Origin of the sequence: Pararhizobium sp. LjRoot238 (genome assembly GCF_964252955.1) — a bacterium.
Taxonomy (GTDB): domain Bacteria; phylum Pseudomonadota; class Alphaproteobacteria; order Rhizobiales; family Rhizobiaceae; genus Pararhizobium.
The window spans coordinates 320540-335847 of sequence record NZ_CAXUPP020000002.1 but is presented as its reverse complement, the minus strand read 5'-3'; the positions used below and the strand labels follow the sequence as shown (position 1 = coordinate 335847).

The following is a 15308-nucleotide window of genomic DNA, read 5'->3' as shown; positions in this document are numbered from 1 at the left end:
GTGGACCTTCTGACCGGACTTTTCTCGACCGCCTTTCTCGCTGGCGGCGTGCTCGCGCTTGCGGCTCTTGGTGAAGTGCTGGCCGAGCGCGTCGGCGTCGTCAATCTCGGCGCTGAAGGTTTGATGGCGATGGGCGCGATCACCGCGATCGCCACCGTGACCGCTACGCCCTACCCGATGTTCGGTTTTCTCGCGGCACTCGCCGTCGGCGCATTGTTGGGAATGGTCTTTGCGTCAGCCACCGTCTGGCTGCGGGCCAACCAGGTGCTCTGCGGTCTCGCGCTAACCCTGATGGGCACGGGGCTCGCCTCCACCATCGGCCGCTCCTATTCCGGCATGCCGGCACCAGCCGTTTTCGAACGCATCGAAATCCCGCTGCTGAGCCAGCTTCCCATCCTCGGCAAGGCGCTGTTTTCGCAAAACATCCTCGTCTATCTCATCTACATCATCCTGCCTTTGGCGCTGCATTACCTGCTGTTCAAGACCCGCCACGGCCTTAACCTGCGCGCCGTCGGCGAGAACCCGGCGGCGGCAGACGCGGCCGGCATCCCGGTCAACGCGACCCGCTTTGCCTATGTCACCGCTGGGTCGGCACTTGCCGCCGGCGCCGGCGCCTATCTGACGCTCGCCTTCGTGCCTTCCTGGTCGGACGGTGTCGTCGCCGGCCGCGGCTGGATTGCCGTTGCGCTGGTGATCTTCGCCGGCTACCGGCCGATCCCGGCTGCGCTTTCCGGTCTGCTCTTCGGCCTCATCACGGCACTCGGCTTCGTCGGCCAGGCGCGTGGCTGGCCCGTCGCGCCTGCTGTGCTCTCGATGCTGCCCTATCTCGGCACCATCGCACTCATCATCGTGCCTGTTCTCGCCTGGCAGCGCATGCGCCGCGTCATGGCCGCACCCGCCGCCCTCGGCGAACCCTATTTCCGCGATGTCCGTTGACGTCGCCGGCGTCATGAACCACTTCTACGACCAGTGAACGCAAAGAGGACCGCACCATGATCCGACCCGCCGAAAAAGCCGCCCTCGACCAGTGGTATTGCATCGAGGCGCTGCAGGACATTGCCGAGGGCTCGATGGCCAATCGCCTGCTTGGCGTCGATCTGACTGTCGACCGCGCGGCTGATGGCGCGATCACCGTCCATGCGGAAGACCGAGCCGAGCCGCTTTCGATCCGCGAACGCTACGGCTATCTCTGGGTGACGCTTGGCACGCCGGCAACCGACGTGCTGCCGATCCCGGAAACGGAAGAAGATGACCGGCGCATCGTTGTCTGCGGCGCGATCTCGGTGAAGGCGTCAGGTCTTCGCATTGTCGAGAATTTCCTCGACATGGCGCATTTCCCTTTCGTCCACACCGATATCCTCGGCGCCGAGCCGCATACGGAGGTGCTGCACTACACCACGGAAATCCGCCGCGACGTCGATGAGGTCTGGGCGACCAACTGCCAGTTCTTCCAGCCGCAGGCGGCTCTCTCCGCAACCGAAGGCATCATGACGCAATATATGTATCGGGTCGCCAATCCCTTCGCGACCATCCTCTACAAGACCTGCCCGAATGCCGCCAATCGCTGGGACGTCATCTGCCTCTTCGTGCAGCCGCTCGACCCGGATCGCTGCCGGGCGCATCCGGTGATGTTCCTGATCGACGATGTCTCGACCCAGACAGACCTCATCCATTTCCAGCAGCTGATCTTCCTGCAGGACCGGATCATCCTTGAAAACCAGCGCCCGCGCCTGCTGCCGCTCGAGCCACGCTCGGAAATCCCGACCAGGGCGGACTCCTCATCCATCGCCTACCGCCGCTGGCTGAAGGAAAAGGGGATCACTTACGGAACGAATGTACAAGCCGCATGACCGCTCTTCGCGGCAAGACCCTTCTCGCCTCCGGCTTCCACATGCCGGAGCGCAGGATCGTCGATGAATTGGCGGACGCGCTGATTACGATCGGGGAAGACGGGGAAATTCTATCGATCCGGCGGCCCGGCGAGCCAACCTACGAGGCGGAGAAACGGGCGGCCTCGGCGAAAGGAAACCTCGTTACCCTGCCGGCCGGCGCCTATATCCTGCCGGGCTTTGTCGACCTTCACGTCCATGCGCCGCAATATCCGCAACTTGGACAAGCGCTTGACGTGCCGCTCGAGGTTTGGCTGCACCAGTACACTTTTCCCCTCGAAGCGCGCTATGCCGATATCGCGTTCGCCAGGCGAAGCTACGGGCTGCTTGTTGATGATTTGCTGGCGAGCGGTACGACGACCGCCTTGTATTTCGCCACCATCCATCAGGATGCCACTCGCCTATTGGCAGACATCTGCCTGGAGCGGGGACAGCGGGCGCTGATCGGCAAGGTGACGATGGACAATCAGGACCAATGCCCGCAGAGCTACCGCGACGCCTCGCCGGACGCGGCGATCGGCGGCACACTGGCGTTGATCGAGTATATCAATTCTCATCCGGACAATCGCGAAGGACGGATCCTGCCAGTGATCACGCCGCGCTTCATCCCTTCCTGCACCGACGCCACTCTGGAAGGGCTGGGCGATCTTGCAAAAAGCTGCGGATGCCACGTCCAGACCCATTGCTCCGAAAGCGACTGGGAACATGGCTATGTTCTTTCCCGCCACGGGATGACCGACACGGAAAGCCTCGACCGCTTCGGTCTCGTCGGCAGGCGTAGCGTGCTGGCTCATGCCAATTTTCTAACGCCGCTGGATATGGAAACGATCCGGATGCGGCAAGCGGCCGTCGCCCATTGCCCGGTATCGAATGCCTATTTCGCCAACGCGGTGTTTCCCCTGAAGGCGACGCTGGAAAAGGGCCTCCATGTCGGGCTTGGCACGGATATTTCCGGCGGGCCGATTGGCTCGATGTTCGACGCCATGCGCGGCGCGATCATGGTGTCACGCATACTGGAGAGCGGAACCGATCCCGATCTTCCGCCCGAAGCGAGAAGCAGGCGCGCAGACACCAGGATCGACTTTCGCGACGCTTTCTATCTTGCCACCACCGGCGGCGGAGTGGCCCTCGATTTGCCGATCGGCCGGTTCGAACCGGGCTGCCAGTTCGACGCGCTGGTGATCGACACCACCGCCGAAAGGGGAACCATCCGTTTGTGGGGAGATCTCGATCACGGGGAGGCCATCCTGCAGAAGATCGTCTACACCGCGTCCAAGCCGAACATCACCACCGTCTGGGTCGGCGGCCGTCCCATTGCTTGAGCTCCCGCCTCACCGCTAGGAAAGAGCACTGACCGGGCCAGTGGATTCCCGGAGTATCAACTCAATTGGCCAGAGTTCGTGGATTTCCGTCGGCGACTTGCCTGCAAGGAGTTGCAGGACCAGTTCAGCCGACCGCGTGCCGGCAGCGCGCATCGATGACCGGGTTGTCGATAGCGACGGCGCCATGTTGTCGGCGTTCAGATAAGGGAAGACGTCGTCGTGGGCGATGACCGAAATATCCTTGCCGACGATAAGGTTGAGAGATCGGGCGGCCCGATAGACACCGAGTGCCGTCATCATCGAGCCTGCGACGAGGGCCGTCGGGCGCGGCGATTGTTCGAGGAAGGACCGCGCGAACCGGAAGCCAACCTCGTCGGTGAAACTCCCGTGGGCGACGAGGCGCGGATCGAACGGTAGGCCGCGCTCGACAAGAGCATCACGATACCCCTTGTCGCGATGCATGGAAAACGTGACGCCCGGGCGGCCATTGATCATGGCGATCCGCCTGTGCCCAAGATCGAGCAACTGAGCGGTGGCGCGCTTGATCGCGCCTTCGTTGTCGATATCAAGCCAGGCATAGGGGACATCCGTTTCGGACCGGCCGTGAACGAGAAACGGCATGCCGAGTCTGTGAAGCAGCGCGATGCGCTCGTCATTGGGTCTCGGCGCATTGACGATGATGGCGTCGACGCGCCTGCTTTCCACCAGCCGGCTATAGAGTTGCATCTCGTCCTTGGCATCGTGTTCGGCTATCGGGCTGACGAGAATATCGATATCCTCTCCCCCCAGGCGCTCGCCCATTCCGCTCAGGAATTCAGCGAAATTAACTTCCCGACCCCTCTCCATCAATATGCCGATAGCACCCACGCGTCCGGTCACCAGGCGCACGGCGTTGATGTTCGGCCGGTAGCCCAGGCGTATCGCCGCGTCGGCAACGCGCTTGCGGGTGCTTTCGCGAACTTCCGGATAACCGCTCAGGGCTCGGCTTACCGTGGTCGGGGAGAGGTCAAGATGCTTGGCAAATTCTTTGAGTTTCATGTGGCCCGACGAGGTTTGGCATGCTGATTATTAGCTATAGCTCGACTACCCCGCTGCCAGCAATCCATCTGAGGGGGAGATCGCGCCTGCTCGCCATGATTAAATTAAAACGTTTTCAAATTGTTACCCGAGTTAAGCTCTCGCACCATACCGGAAAACCAGACGTGCGGAACACGCGCTTTAGCTATTCAATTGATTTTTCAATCATATTTTCATTAGTAACGCGAGGACGAGCTACGTTTTCATTTGTGCCCTTGACTCTATTTTCTGTTTCTGACAGTTTTTTCCAACCAAAGCGCTTTCGATTTTGCTGATCCTGTTTCAGCTGGCGCTTGGAGGCCTGGGAGGAGCCGATGACAATGAAACGACTTGCAACTGCCGTAATTCTGGGCGCGATCACGAGCGGCAGCGCTTTTGCCGCCGAACTCACTCTCGCGGCAAACTCGACCGGCAAGAATGCGGATTTCCTCCGGGCACGCCTTGTCGAGTTCGAGGCAAAAACGGGCAACAAGGTCAATCTCGTGACGATGCCCGCCTCGAGCAGCGAGCAGTTCGGGCAGTATCGCCTGTGGCTCGCAGCCGGAAACACGGATGTCGATGTCTACCAGACCGATGTCATCTGGGCGCCTCAGCTTGCCGATCAGTTTGTTGATCTGACAGAAGCCACGAAGGATGTGACGCCCGAGTTTTTCCCATCGATCATCGCGTCGCAGACGGTCAACGGGAAGCTTGTCGCTTTGCCGATGTTCACCGACGCGCCCGCCATGTACTACCGCAAGGATCTTCTCGAAAAATACGGCAAGCAGCCACCCAGGACCTGGGACGAGCTGGAGGCGACGGCAAAGGAAATCCAGGAAAAGGAACGCGCCGCCGGGCAAGCGGATTTCTGGGGCTTCGTATTTCAGGCCAACGCCTATGAAGGTCTGACCTGCAATGCGCTCGAATGGATCAAGTCCTCGGGCGGCGGGCAGATCGTCGAGCCGGATGGCACGATTTCGGTCAACAATGAAAAGGCGGCCGCCGCCATTGACCGTGCCAGGGGCTGGATCGGCAGCATCACGCCGGAAGGCGTGCTCGCGTACCAGGAAGAAGAGGCCCGCGGCGTCTGGCAAACCGGCAAGGCGGCGTTCATGCGCAATTGGCCTTACGCCTACGCGCTCGGCAACGGCGACGACAGCGCGATCAAGGGCAAATTCGGCGTCGTGCCGCTTCCGGTCGCAGCCGAAGGCGATCAGCCGTCTTCGGCGCTCGGCGGCTGGAATCTTGCCGTCTCGAAATATTCGGACGAGCAGGAGGCTGCGATCGAACTGGTGAAGTTCCTGGCCTCGAAGGACATTCAAAAGAAGCGCGCGATCGAGCTTTCCAACCTGCCGACCCTTTCGGCGCTTTATGATGACGCTGACATTGCCGCCAGCCAGCCCTTCATGGCGAGTTGGAAACCGATCTTCCAGAATGCCGTGCCGCGCCCGTCGGCCGTCACAAAGGTCAAATACAACGAAGTCTCGTCCGACTTCTGGGGCGCGGTGCACAACACGCTTTCCGGAAACGGGTCCGCCGCCGAGAATCTCGAACTGCTCGAAGTCGAGTTGACCGAGCTCAAGGGCGACACCTGGTAATCGCATTCAGCCGTGGACAGCAGCCGGTGGCTGCTGTCCGCACGTTCGATGCTTCCGGCTCCGGGCTGGATGACAACCAGTGAGCAATCGTCATGACCGAACTTTCCCTCGAATCCGGTTCGACCGTTCATGTGGGCCAAAGCGCGATCGGTTCCGATCTGCGGGCGCAGCGTGTCCGTTCGGCCTGGATGTTTCTGGCGCCGACCCTGTTCGTGCTCGCCATCGTCGCAGGCTGGCCACTGATAAGAACCATCTATTTCAGCTTCACCAACGCATCGCTGACCAATTTGTCGGGCGCGGAGTTCGTCGGCTTCAAGAACTACCTGTCGTGGGTCACGCTGAAGAGCGGCCGCACCATCTTTAGCGGCCTCCTTGCCGATCCGGCCTGGTGGGGCGCTGTCTGGAATACGCTGAAGTTCACGCTGATCTCGGTTGTTATCGAAACCGCGTTCGGGCTGATCGTGGCGCTGGTGCTGAACGCGGAATTTCCCGGCCGCGGTCTCGTCCGCGCCGCCATTCTCATTCCCTGGGCCATTCCAACCATCGTTTCGGCCAAGATGTGGGCCTGGATGCTCAACGACCAGTTCGGCATTCTGAACGACATGCTGCTCGGCCTCGGCCTGATCAGCCAGAAGATCGCCTGGACCGCCAGTCCCGACACGGCGATGATCGCGGTGCTGGTCGTCGATGTCTGGAAAACCACGCCGTTCATGGCGCTGCTCATCCTCGCCGGCCTGCAGATGGTCCCCGGCGATATTTACGAGGCCGCACGAATCGACGGCATCCATCCGGTGCGGGTTTTCTGGCGCCTGACCTTGCCGCTGATCCGCCCGGCGCTGATGGTCGCCGTCATCTTCCGCATGCTGGACTCGCTGCGCATCTTCGATCTCATCTACGTGCTGACGCCGAACAATGCGCAGACGCGGACCATGTCGGTGCTCGCCCGCGAAAACCTCTTCGAATTCGACAAATTCGCCTATGGGGCAGCGGCCTCGACCATGCTGTTCCTAATCATCGCGACGATCACGGTCCTTTACATGTGGTTCGGCCGCGTCAACCTGGAAGGAGGAGAGCGCTGATGGTTGCCACACTTGCAAAGCGCACGGCGTTCTATGCCCTCGTCGCCGCGATCATCGTCATCGCGGTATTCCCCTTCTACTACGCGATCCTGACAAGCTTCAAATCCGGCACGGCCTTGTTCCGGGTGGACTACTGGCCGACATCCCTTTCTCTGGCAAACTATGCCGGCGTCCTGTCCGGCGGCAGCTTCGTGAGGAATCTCGGCAATTCGCTGATGGTCGCCGGCTTGGTCGTGGCCTTGTCGCTGCTGCTTGCGATCACGGCATCCTATGCGCTGGCGCGCGTGCCCTTCCGCGGGCGGGGCCTGCTGTTGCTCACCATCCTGTCGGTCTCGATGTTTCCGCATATCGCGGTGCTTGCCGGGCTGTTCGAGCTCATCCGCTTTATCGGCATCTTCAATACGCCGTTCGCGCTGATCTTCTCCTACATGATCTTCACGCTGCCGTTCACGGTCTGGGTGCTGACCACCTTCATGCGGGATCTGCCGGTCGAAATCGAGGAAGCGGCCATCGTCGATGGCGCGAGCCCTTGGGTAATCATCACGCGGGTGTTCATGCCGCTGATGTGGCCGGCACTTGTCACGACCGGTCTGCTTGCCTTCATTGCCGCCTGGAACGAGTTCCTGTTTGCCCTGACCTTCACGTCATCGGACACCCAGCGCACCGTCCCCGTCGCAATCGCGCTGCTCTCTGGCGGCAGTCAGTTTGAAATTCCCTGGGGCAGCATCATGGCCGCTTCCGTGATCGTCACGGTTCCCCTCGTGATCCTCGTCCTGATCTTTCAGCGGCGGATCATATCCGGCCTCACGGCCGGCGGCGTCAAAGGATAGGAGAATAAAATGGCAGAGATTCAGCTGCGGGATATCCGCAAATCCTTCGGCGCCTTCGACGTCATCAAGGGCGTCAGCATGGACATCAAGGCGGGCGAGTTCATGGTGTTTGTCGGGCCCTCTGGCTGCGGCAAGTCCACCTTGCTTCGGCTCATCTCCGGGCTGGAGGAGATCACGTCGGGCACTCTTTCCTTCGATGGGCGGGTCGTCAACCAGTTGACGCCACCGAAGCGCGGTATCGCCATGGTTTTCCAGTCCTACGCGCTCTATCCGCATATGACGGTTTTCGAGAACATGGCCTTCGGCATGCAGCTGGCGGGCCGGGACAAGGCGCAATGCAGGCAAAGGGTGGAATCAGCCGCCGAGATGCTGCAACTCACGCCCTATCTCCAGCGCTTGCCGCGGCAACTCTCGGGCGGGCAGCGCCAGCGCGTGGCAATCGGCCGGGCCATCGTGCGCGATCCGAAAGTGTTCCTGTTCGATGAGCCGCTGTCGAATCTCGACGCGGCACTGCGCGTGGCAACGCGCCTCGAGATCGCCAAGCTCCATCGCAGCATGCACAAGACGACCATGATCTACGTCACCCACGATCAGGTCGAGGCCATGACACTTGCGGACCGGATCTGCGTGCTGCGGGACGGGCTCGTCGAGCAGATCGGCACGCCCCTAGAGCTTTATGAAAGCCCGAATTCGCTCTTCGTCGCCGGCTTCATCGGCTCACCGAAGATGAACTTCCTCTCCGGTGATTTCTCGCGGCCCTATGATGCCCATACGGTCGGAATCCGTGCCGAGCATATCGAGATCACACCGCACGAGGGGCAGTGGGCCGGAACGGTTGTTCATTCGGAAATTCTCGGCTCCGACAGCTATGTCTATCTCGATGTCGGATCGGCGGAACCGATGATCGTTCGGGAAAACGGCGTCTCTGGGCACCAACCCGGCCAAAGACTGCAAGTCGCGCCGGTAGAAGGTCGCGTGCATCGTTTCGACGAGGCCGGCCGGGCCATGACCACAACAAAAATGCGTGGTGCCGCTTAGTCGCACGAAAGTTTCCGTCGGGCGCGGGCCGAAGCTGCTCCGCACGAGCGGCATGGCCAGTACCCACGCCGAAGCCTTTGCCGGCGTCGATATGGTCGGGGTGGTTGACGTCGACCCCAACCGCGCGCTTCGCCTTCCGCGGTGAGTCACGGGTATGCTACGGCTCACGGAGAGGAGGTCAAGGTCACTCGACGATCGTCCGCTGCGCCTCGACGCGTGCCGTTCGCCAGGAGGACCAGGCGAAAGCGACGACGAACATCGCAGTCATCAGAAGCACGATGGTCGGTGCCGGCGCGCTGTCGATGAAGAATGAGACGTAGACGCCGCAGAAGGAGGCCACCGCCGCAACGAGCACAGCAGCGATCAGCATGCCGCCCATGGTGCGGGTGATCAGGAAGGCGATGGCGCCGGGGGCGATCAGCATCGCGATGGCGAGGATCAGTCCGACGGCCTTCAACGCCCCGACGATCGTCAGCGACAGAATGGCAAGCAGCCCGTAGTGCAGCCAGTTGACGCGCAGGCCAACGGCCTTTGCCTGGGCGGGATCGAAAGCGTGTAGCAGGAAATCGCGCCATTTGACCGCAAGGATGCCGGCCGCCACGAGCGCAATCAGGCCGGTTTCGATGATATCAGGCCAACCGATACCGAGCATGTCGCCAAAGAGAATGTGATCGAGGTGCACGTCGCTCTGGATCTTGGTGTAGAGCACCAGTCCGAAGCCGAACATGCCGGAGAAGACCACACCCATCACCGTATCCTGCTTGATCCGGCTGTTTTCCTTGAGGTAGCCCGTCAAAAGCGCGCAGGACATGCCGGCGGCAAAGGCGCCGACGGCGAGCGGCAGGCCGACGATGTAGGAGATGACGATACCGGGAAAGACCGCATGCGAGATTGCGTCGCCCATCAGCGACCAGCCCTTCAGCACGAGGAAGCAGGAGAGCATCGCCGTCGGGATCGCCACCAGCACGGAGATCAGAAGCGCGTTGCGCATGAATTCGAATTCGAAGACGGCGAGTAGCATGTCAAGCGAGATCATCGGGCGACCTCCAGCGCTTCGGCACTGCGCCTGCGGGCGGCAAGAAGGCCATGCTTCGGGGCAAAGAGGAAGGCTAAGAGGAAGATCAGCGTTTGCAGCACGATGATGATGCCGCCGGTGGCGCCGTCGAGGAAATAGCTGAAATATGCGCCGAAGAAGCTCGTCAGCGCGCCGATCGCCACGCTGATCATGATCAGCCGGGGAAAACGGTCGGTGAGCAGATAGGCGGTCGCGCCCGGGGTGACGACCATGGCGATGACGAGAAAGGCGCCGACGGTCTGTAGCGCCGCGACGGTGCAGGCCGAAAGCAAGGTGAAGAACAGCACCTTCAGAAAGGACGTCGGAATCCCGATCGAGCGCGCATGGCTCTCGTCGAAGAAGGTGACCATCAGATCCTTCCATTTGGCCGTGAGGATGACGAGCGAGACGATGCCGATGATTGCCAGTTGCAGCGTGTCGGCGGGCGTGATGGCGAGAATATTGCCGAGCACGATCGTCTGGATATTCACCGAGGTCGGCGACAGCGAGACCATGAAGAGGCCAAGCCCGAAGAAGGAGGTGAAAATCAGTCCGATGATGGCGTCCTCTTTCAGCCGGGTGCGCTGGTTGAGGAAGAGCATCGCCCCGGCTGCGAGCGTGCCGGAGAAAAACGCGCCGAGCGAAAAAGGAAGGCCGAGCATATAGGCGCCGGCGACGCCCGGAACGATCGAGTGCGAGAGCGCGTCGCCGATCAGCGACCAGCCCTTCAGCATCAGGTAGGACGACAGGAAGGCGCAAACCGCGCCGACCAGAGCGCTCACCCACATGGCGTTCAGCATATAGCCGTAGGTAAAGGGTTCCGAGAGCGCGGTGATCATTTGCCGTTCGCCTCTGGATCGGTCTCAGGCTTGGCCGGCTGCGATACCATGTGGCCCTTGGCGCCGTACATGACCAGCGGCCGCTCGTCGTCGCTGATGACGGAAAGCTGGCGCGGGTCGGCATCGTCGTGCAGGCTTTCGCCACCGAGCACGAAATGGCGAAGCACGCCTCCGAAGGCGAGCTCTAGATTTTCCCGGGTGAAGGTGGTGTCGGTCGGGCCGTAAGCGAGCACGGTATTTTTCAGAAGCACGGTGCGATCGCAGAATTCCGGCACGCTGCCGAGGTTGTGCGTGGAGACCAGCATGACCCGGCCTTCATCACGCAGCCCGATCAACAGGCGAATGATCGCATCCTCGGTCTTGACGTCGACGCCGGTGAAGGGTTCGTCGAGCAGGATGACGCGACCGTCTTGTGCGAGTGCGCGGGCGAGAAAGACGCGCTTCTTCTGACCGCCGGACAACTCGCCGATCTGCCGCTTGCGGAAATCACTCATGCCGACACGGGCAAGTGCTGCTTCGACAGCCTCATGATCGGCCTTCTTGGGGATACGCAGCATGTTCATGTGGCCGTAGCGGCCCATCATCACCACGTCCTCGACAAGGACCGGGAAGTTCCAGTCGACCTCTTCTGCCTGCGGCACATAGGCAACGAGGTTCTTCTTCAGTGCTTCCGGCACCGAAAGGCCGAGGATGGAGATTTCTCCGCGCGCCAGCCTGGCAAACCCCATGATCGCCTTGAACAGGGTCGACTTGCCGCTGCCATTGACGCCGACCAGAGCCGTGATGGTCCCGGTCGGGATCTCGAACGAGGCATCGCGCAGCGCGCGATGGCCGTTGCGATAGGTGACAGTGACGCCGGCGGCGCGGATACCCGTATCCGTGTCACCTGACGCCGGCACTTCGCGGGGCCGGGCTTTAACCTGAAGGTTCATTGCGAAAGGCCTTTCGCGATGGTTTCGGACGTGACGCGCAAGAGGCCGATATAGGTCGGAACCGGACCGTCCGCTTCGCTGAGCGAATCAACATACAGCACGCCGCCGTATTTTGCCCCCGTCTCGCGCGCAACCTGCTGGGCGGGGTCCGGGGAAATCGTGCTTTCCGAGAAGACAACCGGAATGTTGTTGGCGCGGACCGCGTCGATCACCTTGCGGACCTGCTGCGGCGTGCCCTGCTGGTCGGCGTTGATCGGCCAGAGGTAGAGCTCCTTCAGGCCGAAGTCCCGGGTCAGGTAGCTGAACGCGCCTTCGCTCGAGACCAGCCAGCGCTTCTCCTCCGGAATCTTGGCGATCGCTGCACGGATGGGGTCGATCGTCGCCGCGATCTTCTTCTTGTAGGCCTCGGCATTGGCCTTGTAGGTCTCGGCATTGGCCGGGTCGTACTTCACGAAAGCGTCGCGGATATTATCGACATAGATCAACGCCGCCGAGGGCGACATCCAGGCATGGGGGTTCGGCTTGCCGGTATAGGGTCCCTCGGCGATGCCCATCGGCTCCACGCCCTCGGACACGACTACACCCGGAATGTCGTCGAAGTTCTGGAAGAACTTCTCGAACCAGAGCTCGAGGTTGAGGCCGTTCCAAAGGACCAGCCTGGCATCGTGCGCCTTCAGGATGTCGCGCGGCGTCGGCTGGTAGTTGTGGATCTCGGCTCCGGGTTTGGTGATCGATTCGACGATTGCGGCGTCACCCGCAACGTTCTTTGCCATGTCTGCAATCACCGTGAAGGTGGTGACGGCCTTGAATTTCTCCTGCGCCCATGCGGCACCGGGAACGAGCGCGAAGGCTGCCAGTGCTGTTGCTGCTGCCAGGATCGCGCGTCTCGTCTGATCGATCATCCCATACTCCGTGATGTTGTCGCTGGCAGGACTAGGCGAATGAATTGCATAAGTCAATGCAAATGCGAAGCATTCGCAACTAGCTATTTTCAAACTTGTCGCCCTTGGCTAGTGTTGAGCCATGAAACAGAACAAGAATCGCGTCGAGGAACTGGAAGGCGTCCTGCGGGACGGCGGTGTGCGCGTGACGCGCCAGCGGGCAGCGATCCTAAAGATCCTCGCCATCGCCGAAGACCACCCGGATGCTAGCGAATTGCACCGCCGGGCGAAAGAAATCGATGCAACCGTCTCGCTCTCAACAGTCTACAGAACGCTGTCAGCGCTTGAGCAACAGGGCGTCGTGCATCGCCATGCCTTCGAAAGCGCCACAGCCCGCTTCGAAACCGCGGATGCGCCACATCACGATCACCTGATCGATATCGATACGGGTGCGGTCATCGAATTCCGCTCCGACAAGATCGAGCAATTGCAGGCGGAAATCGCCGCAGAACTTGGCTACGATCTTGTGCGTCACCGGCTGGAACTCTACTGCCGCAAGCACAAGGCCTGACAGGCATGGGTCCGAAGATTTAGACGACGGCGAAGAAAAGGGGCGGCCAACGGTGCGATCTGCGAGCAACCGCGGCCTTTTGAGAAGACGTGCGGAATCGATGACGCCCAGTGCCAGTTCTCGACACGAGGCACCCTCACGACCAGAGCAGGTGCGTGCGGATGGGGAATGGGGTATTGAGCGACTGAACACCTGCGCGCCTGCATCCACAGACGATGAACCCTGCGCGACCTGACTCAGCCTCTATGACGGAAACGGTACCTTCGACCACATCGGTGGCTTTTGGCCACCTGCCCGCTTCATGCGCTCCTTCAGATTGGCAAGCACCTCTTCCCCCGAAAGAGTCGGACCTTCGTCCGCCAGACTTTTCCGGATCTCACGCCTCAATAGCTCTTCGCGCAAATCCGGATAGGACTGCATCTCCATAAATACCTGCATCGCCACGAACACGGCCTCGGACGGATCACGGAAACGACCTTGCTCAACTTCGGCAAGGACCCACTCGGCGACCGAAGGGACAAGATATCCCTCGAAGCGCAAGCCGCGTTCCGCCGCCTGTGGCCTCAGGTCGGCCGCTTGCGCTTTATTGGCCGCCACATACTCGGGCGGGAAAAAATCATCGTCCTCAGTGCTCAAGACGGAGTCTCCTCGTCATCGCGCTCTTCGAGCGGTCGGCCATGGTACAACGCTTCAAAATCGCGGCCGCCGTAGAAAATGTTACCGATGCGCACGGCATCCTCTTCCACCTTGTAGGTGATCACGGCGGATTTCTCGAAAGGCACGGCGCGCAGACCGGGCTCCAAATCATCACGCCCGATCCCTCCAAGGGGGACATGGCCGATACGGCTGCATCGCACCTTGATCCGCTCCACAAAATCCCGTGCGATCACGCGGTTCTGGCTGCGCATCGCCACGAACCGGTATATCTCCCCGAGATCGGCAATTGCCTCAGGACGGTAAAAGACCTTAAAACGCCGCACGATCGAAGTCTTCGTCTACCTTGGCAAGAATCGCCTCGAGCGCGGCGTTTGCTTCGTCTTCGTTAAGATCAGGACGCGGGTCTTCAAAGGAATGCCGTATGCGGGACCGAATGGCATTCAATCGTTCCGCATGCTCCTGGCGGTCTCGTTGCCACACCCGCATGGCATCGCGGATAACTTCACTGGTGGACGCGTATTCGCCAGCGTCTACCGTTTCCCGGATTACGCGCAGCATTTCCGGGGTCATGGTAATGCTGACTTTCTCAGCCGTTTGCATGTTTCAAGCCTTTCCTTGCCGTCGTTTATGGAAAGTAGCATAAAATCCTACCGGACATCAAGGAATTCTATCCTACATCAGCTTGCCGAAAAGGATGGCATTGATCGGTATCCCGAGTGCGCTTGTGACGGCGCTCGGCTTCCAGCGCAACGGTGTCTGGGGTAAGGAAACGGCGTCGCAGAAGATTGACCACTTTGGGCTTGTGTTCGGAGCGCTGGCCGCCTCGCCCCCCAGCACGGTTCATGGGCTTTGGCGTGAAGGTCGAAAGCCTTACCTTTGCAAACCCCACTGCGTCGAAGCGGCCTGCGTGAAACGCCGACAAACCCTTGCCAAGCCCTTTTCGGTAGGTAGAATTGCGCCATATAGGTACCAAGGAACCATTTTATGGCACTTAGCATAAAAGATCCGGAAACTGAACGCCTCGCCAAAGCATTGGCTGATCGAACGGGCGAAACAATCACATTGGCAACACGGCGGGCACCGGAAGATCGTCTCCGTCGCCTGGGAAATCAGGCGGGAAAAGAAGTGCTGCTGGCAGAACTGGCGGCAAGCCGCAGGCGCTGGGCCGCCCTGCCAGTGCTGGACAATCGTTCGGCAGAAGAAATTCTCGGCTATGACGAAAACGGATCCCCCAACTAATGGTGATCGATTCATCGGCTATCGTTGCGATCGCTCTCAACGAGCCGGATGCCGAAGCGCTGGAACGGAAGATCGTGGACGCACCGCTGAGACTCATGTCCGCGGCATCCTTGCTCGCACTGACGATGGTGATTGAAACCCGTCTGGGAGAAGCGGCGCCGATGAGCTCGATCTGTGGCTGCATAGGGCCGGTGTCGAGATCACGCCGGTCGATGTAGAGCAGGCCTATGTGGCGCGGCGAGCCTGGCGGAAATTCGGCAAGGGGCGGCATCCTGCCGGTCTGAATTACGGCGATTGCGGTACTGGCCGCTCGCATCGAACGT

The 15308-nt window shown here is 60.7% G+C and carries 17 protein-coding genes and 1 pseudogene; 10 read left to right on the top strand and 8 right to left on the bottom strand.

Annotation, left to right across the window (positions count from 1 at the left end; translation table 11 throughout):
* The 3 genes from ACSQ3F_RS22770 to guaD are packed head-to-tail and all read left to right on the top strand — an operon-like array spanning nucleotide 1 to nucleotide 3211.
* Nucleotides 1-936, top strand: a complete 936-nt coding sequence (locus ACSQ3F_RS22770; RefSeq protein ID WP_436102498.1) for an ABC transporter permease — start codon at nucleotides 1-3, stop codon at nucleotides 934-936.
* Nucleotides 937-992: 56 nt separating this feature from the next.
* Nucleotides 993-1850, top strand: coding sequence for an aromatic ring-hydroxylating dioxygenase subunit alpha (locus tag ACSQ3F_RS22765; protein WP_436102497.1), 858 nt, complete (start codon nucleotides 993-995; stop codon nucleotides 1848-1850).
* Entirely contained in the window at nucleotides 1847-3211 is a 1365-nt protein-coding gene (gene guaD / locus ACSQ3F_RS22760; protein ID WP_436102496.1) for a guanine deaminase, read from the top strand. The genes ACSQ3F_RS22765 and guaD overlap by 4 nt, the downstream gene beginning before the upstream one ends.
* Nucleotides 3212-3226: 15 nt before the next feature.
* Here the strand turns inward: guaD and ACSQ3F_RS22755 are convergent, their stop codons facing one another.
* On the bottom strand, nucleotides 3227-4249 hold the full coding sequence (locus tag ACSQ3F_RS22755) for a LacI family DNA-binding transcriptional regulator (protein WP_436102495.1): 1023 nt from the start codon (nucleotides 4247-4249) through the stop codon (nucleotides 3227-3229).
* A gap of 359 nt (nucleotides 4250-4608) precedes the next feature.
* On the opposite strand from ACSQ3F_RS22755, the gene ACSQ3F_RS22750 reads away from it, so the two are divergent.
* From ACSQ3F_RS22750 to ACSQ3F_RS22735, 4 genes are all read left to right on the top strand, one after another.
* Nucleotides 4609-5865, top strand: coding sequence for an ABC transporter substrate-binding protein (locus ACSQ3F_RS22750; RefSeq protein ID WP_436102832.1), 1257 nt, complete (start codon nucleotides 4609-4611; stop codon nucleotides 5863-5865).
* Nucleotides 5866-5957: 92 nt separating this feature from the next.
* Nucleotides 5958-6944, top strand: a complete 987-nt coding sequence (locus ACSQ3F_RS22745) for a carbohydrate ABC transporter permease (RefSeq protein ID WP_436102494.1) — start codon at nucleotides 5958-5960, stop codon at nucleotides 6942-6944.
* Nucleotides 6944-7774: a carbohydrate ABC transporter permease gene (locus ACSQ3F_RS22740; RefSeq protein ID WP_436102493.1), complete on the top strand. Its 831-nt coding sequence runs from the start codon at nucleotides 6944-6946 to the stop codon at nucleotides 7772-7774. Before ACSQ3F_RS22745 ends, ACSQ3F_RS22740 begins: the two co-directional genes overlap by 1 nt.
* 9 nt (nucleotides 7775-7783) lie before the next feature.
* Entirely contained in the window at nucleotides 7784-8812 is a 1029-nt protein-coding gene (locus ACSQ3F_RS22735; protein WP_436102492.1) for an ABC transporter ATP-binding protein, read from the top strand.
* A 184-nt stretch (nucleotides 8813-8996) separates the two neighbouring features.
* Here the strand turns inward: ACSQ3F_RS22735 and ACSQ3F_RS22730 are convergent, their stop codons facing one another.
* The 4 genes from ACSQ3F_RS22730 to ACSQ3F_RS22715 are packed head-to-tail and all read right to left on the bottom strand — an operon-like array spanning nucleotide 8997 to nucleotide 12539.
* Entirely contained in the window at nucleotides 8997-9848 is an 852-nt protein-coding gene (locus ACSQ3F_RS22730) for a metal ABC transporter permease (protein WP_436102491.1), read from the bottom strand.
* Nucleotides 9845-10705, bottom strand: a complete 861-nt coding sequence (locus tag ACSQ3F_RS22725; protein ID WP_436102490.1) for a metal ABC transporter permease — start codon at nucleotides 10703-10705, stop codon at nucleotides 9845-9847. Before ACSQ3F_RS22725 ends, ACSQ3F_RS22730 begins: the two co-directional genes overlap by 4 nt.
* Complete coding sequence (locus ACSQ3F_RS22720; protein ID WP_436102489.1) at nucleotides 10702-11637, bottom strand: manganese/iron ABC transporter ATP-binding protein; 936 nt, start codon at nucleotides 11635-11637, stop codon at nucleotides 10702-10704. Before ACSQ3F_RS22720 ends, ACSQ3F_RS22725 begins: the two co-directional genes overlap by 4 nt.
* Nucleotides 11634-12539 carry a metal ABC transporter substrate-binding protein gene (locus ACSQ3F_RS22715; RefSeq protein ID WP_436102488.1) on the bottom strand — a complete coding sequence of 302 codons (906 nt, stop codon included), beginning with the start codon at nucleotides 12537-12539 and terminating at the stop codon, nucleotides 11634-11636. The genes ACSQ3F_RS22720 and ACSQ3F_RS22715 overlap by 4 nt, the downstream gene beginning before the upstream one ends.
* A 121-nt stretch (nucleotides 12540-12660) precedes the next feature.
* Between ACSQ3F_RS22715 and ACSQ3F_RS22710 the strand changes: the two genes are divergently transcribed.
* Nucleotides 12661-13089 carry a Fur family transcriptional regulator gene (locus ACSQ3F_RS22710; RefSeq protein ID WP_436102487.1) on the top strand — a complete coding sequence of 143 codons (429 nt, stop codon included), beginning with the start codon at nucleotides 12661-12663 and terminating at the stop codon, nucleotides 13087-13089.
* 243 nt (nucleotides 13090-13332) lie between these two features.
* Here the strand turns inward: ACSQ3F_RS22710 and ACSQ3F_RS22705 are convergent, their stop codons facing one another.
* From ACSQ3F_RS22705 to ACSQ3F_RS22695, 3 genes are read right to left on the bottom strand one after another with little or no spacing between them, the layout of a single operon-like run.
* Nucleotides 13333-13725 (bottom strand): hypothetical protein, encoded by a 393-nt coding sequence (locus tag ACSQ3F_RS22705; protein ID WP_436102486.1) that lies wholly within the window; start codon nucleotides 13723-13725, stop codon nucleotides 13333-13335.
* A complete protein-coding gene (locus ACSQ3F_RS22700) occupies nucleotides 13722-14069 on the bottom strand; it encodes a type II toxin-antitoxin system RelE/ParE family toxin (protein ID WP_436102485.1) in 348 nt (115 codons plus the stop codon). The genes ACSQ3F_RS22705 and ACSQ3F_RS22700 overlap by 4 nt, the downstream gene beginning before the upstream one ends.
* Complete coding sequence (locus ACSQ3F_RS22695; RefSeq protein WP_436102484.1) at nucleotides 14056-14346, bottom strand: ribbon-helix-helix domain-containing protein; 291 nt, start codon at nucleotides 14344-14346, stop codon at nucleotides 14056-14058. The genes ACSQ3F_RS22700 and ACSQ3F_RS22695 overlap by 14 nt, the downstream gene beginning before the upstream one ends.
* A 384-nt stretch (nucleotides 14347-14730) precedes the next feature.
* Between ACSQ3F_RS22695 and ACSQ3F_RS22690 the strand changes: the two genes are divergently transcribed.
* Together ACSQ3F_RS22690 and ACSQ3F_RS22685 are read left to right on the top strand one after the other, a co-directional pair.
* Nucleotides 14731-14985, top strand: coding sequence for a type II toxin-antitoxin system VapB family antitoxin (locus ACSQ3F_RS22690; RefSeq protein WP_436102483.1), 255 nt, complete (start codon nucleotides 14731-14733; stop codon nucleotides 14983-14985).
* Nucleotides 14985-15283 (top strand): annotated as a pseudogene (locus tag ACSQ3F_RS22685) (type II toxin-antitoxin system VapC family toxin); the annotation flags it as partial. The gene ACSQ3F_RS22690 and the pseudogene ACSQ3F_RS22685, both read left to right, overlap by 1 nt.
* Between the last annotated feature and the right edge of the window lie 25 nt (nucleotides 15284-15308).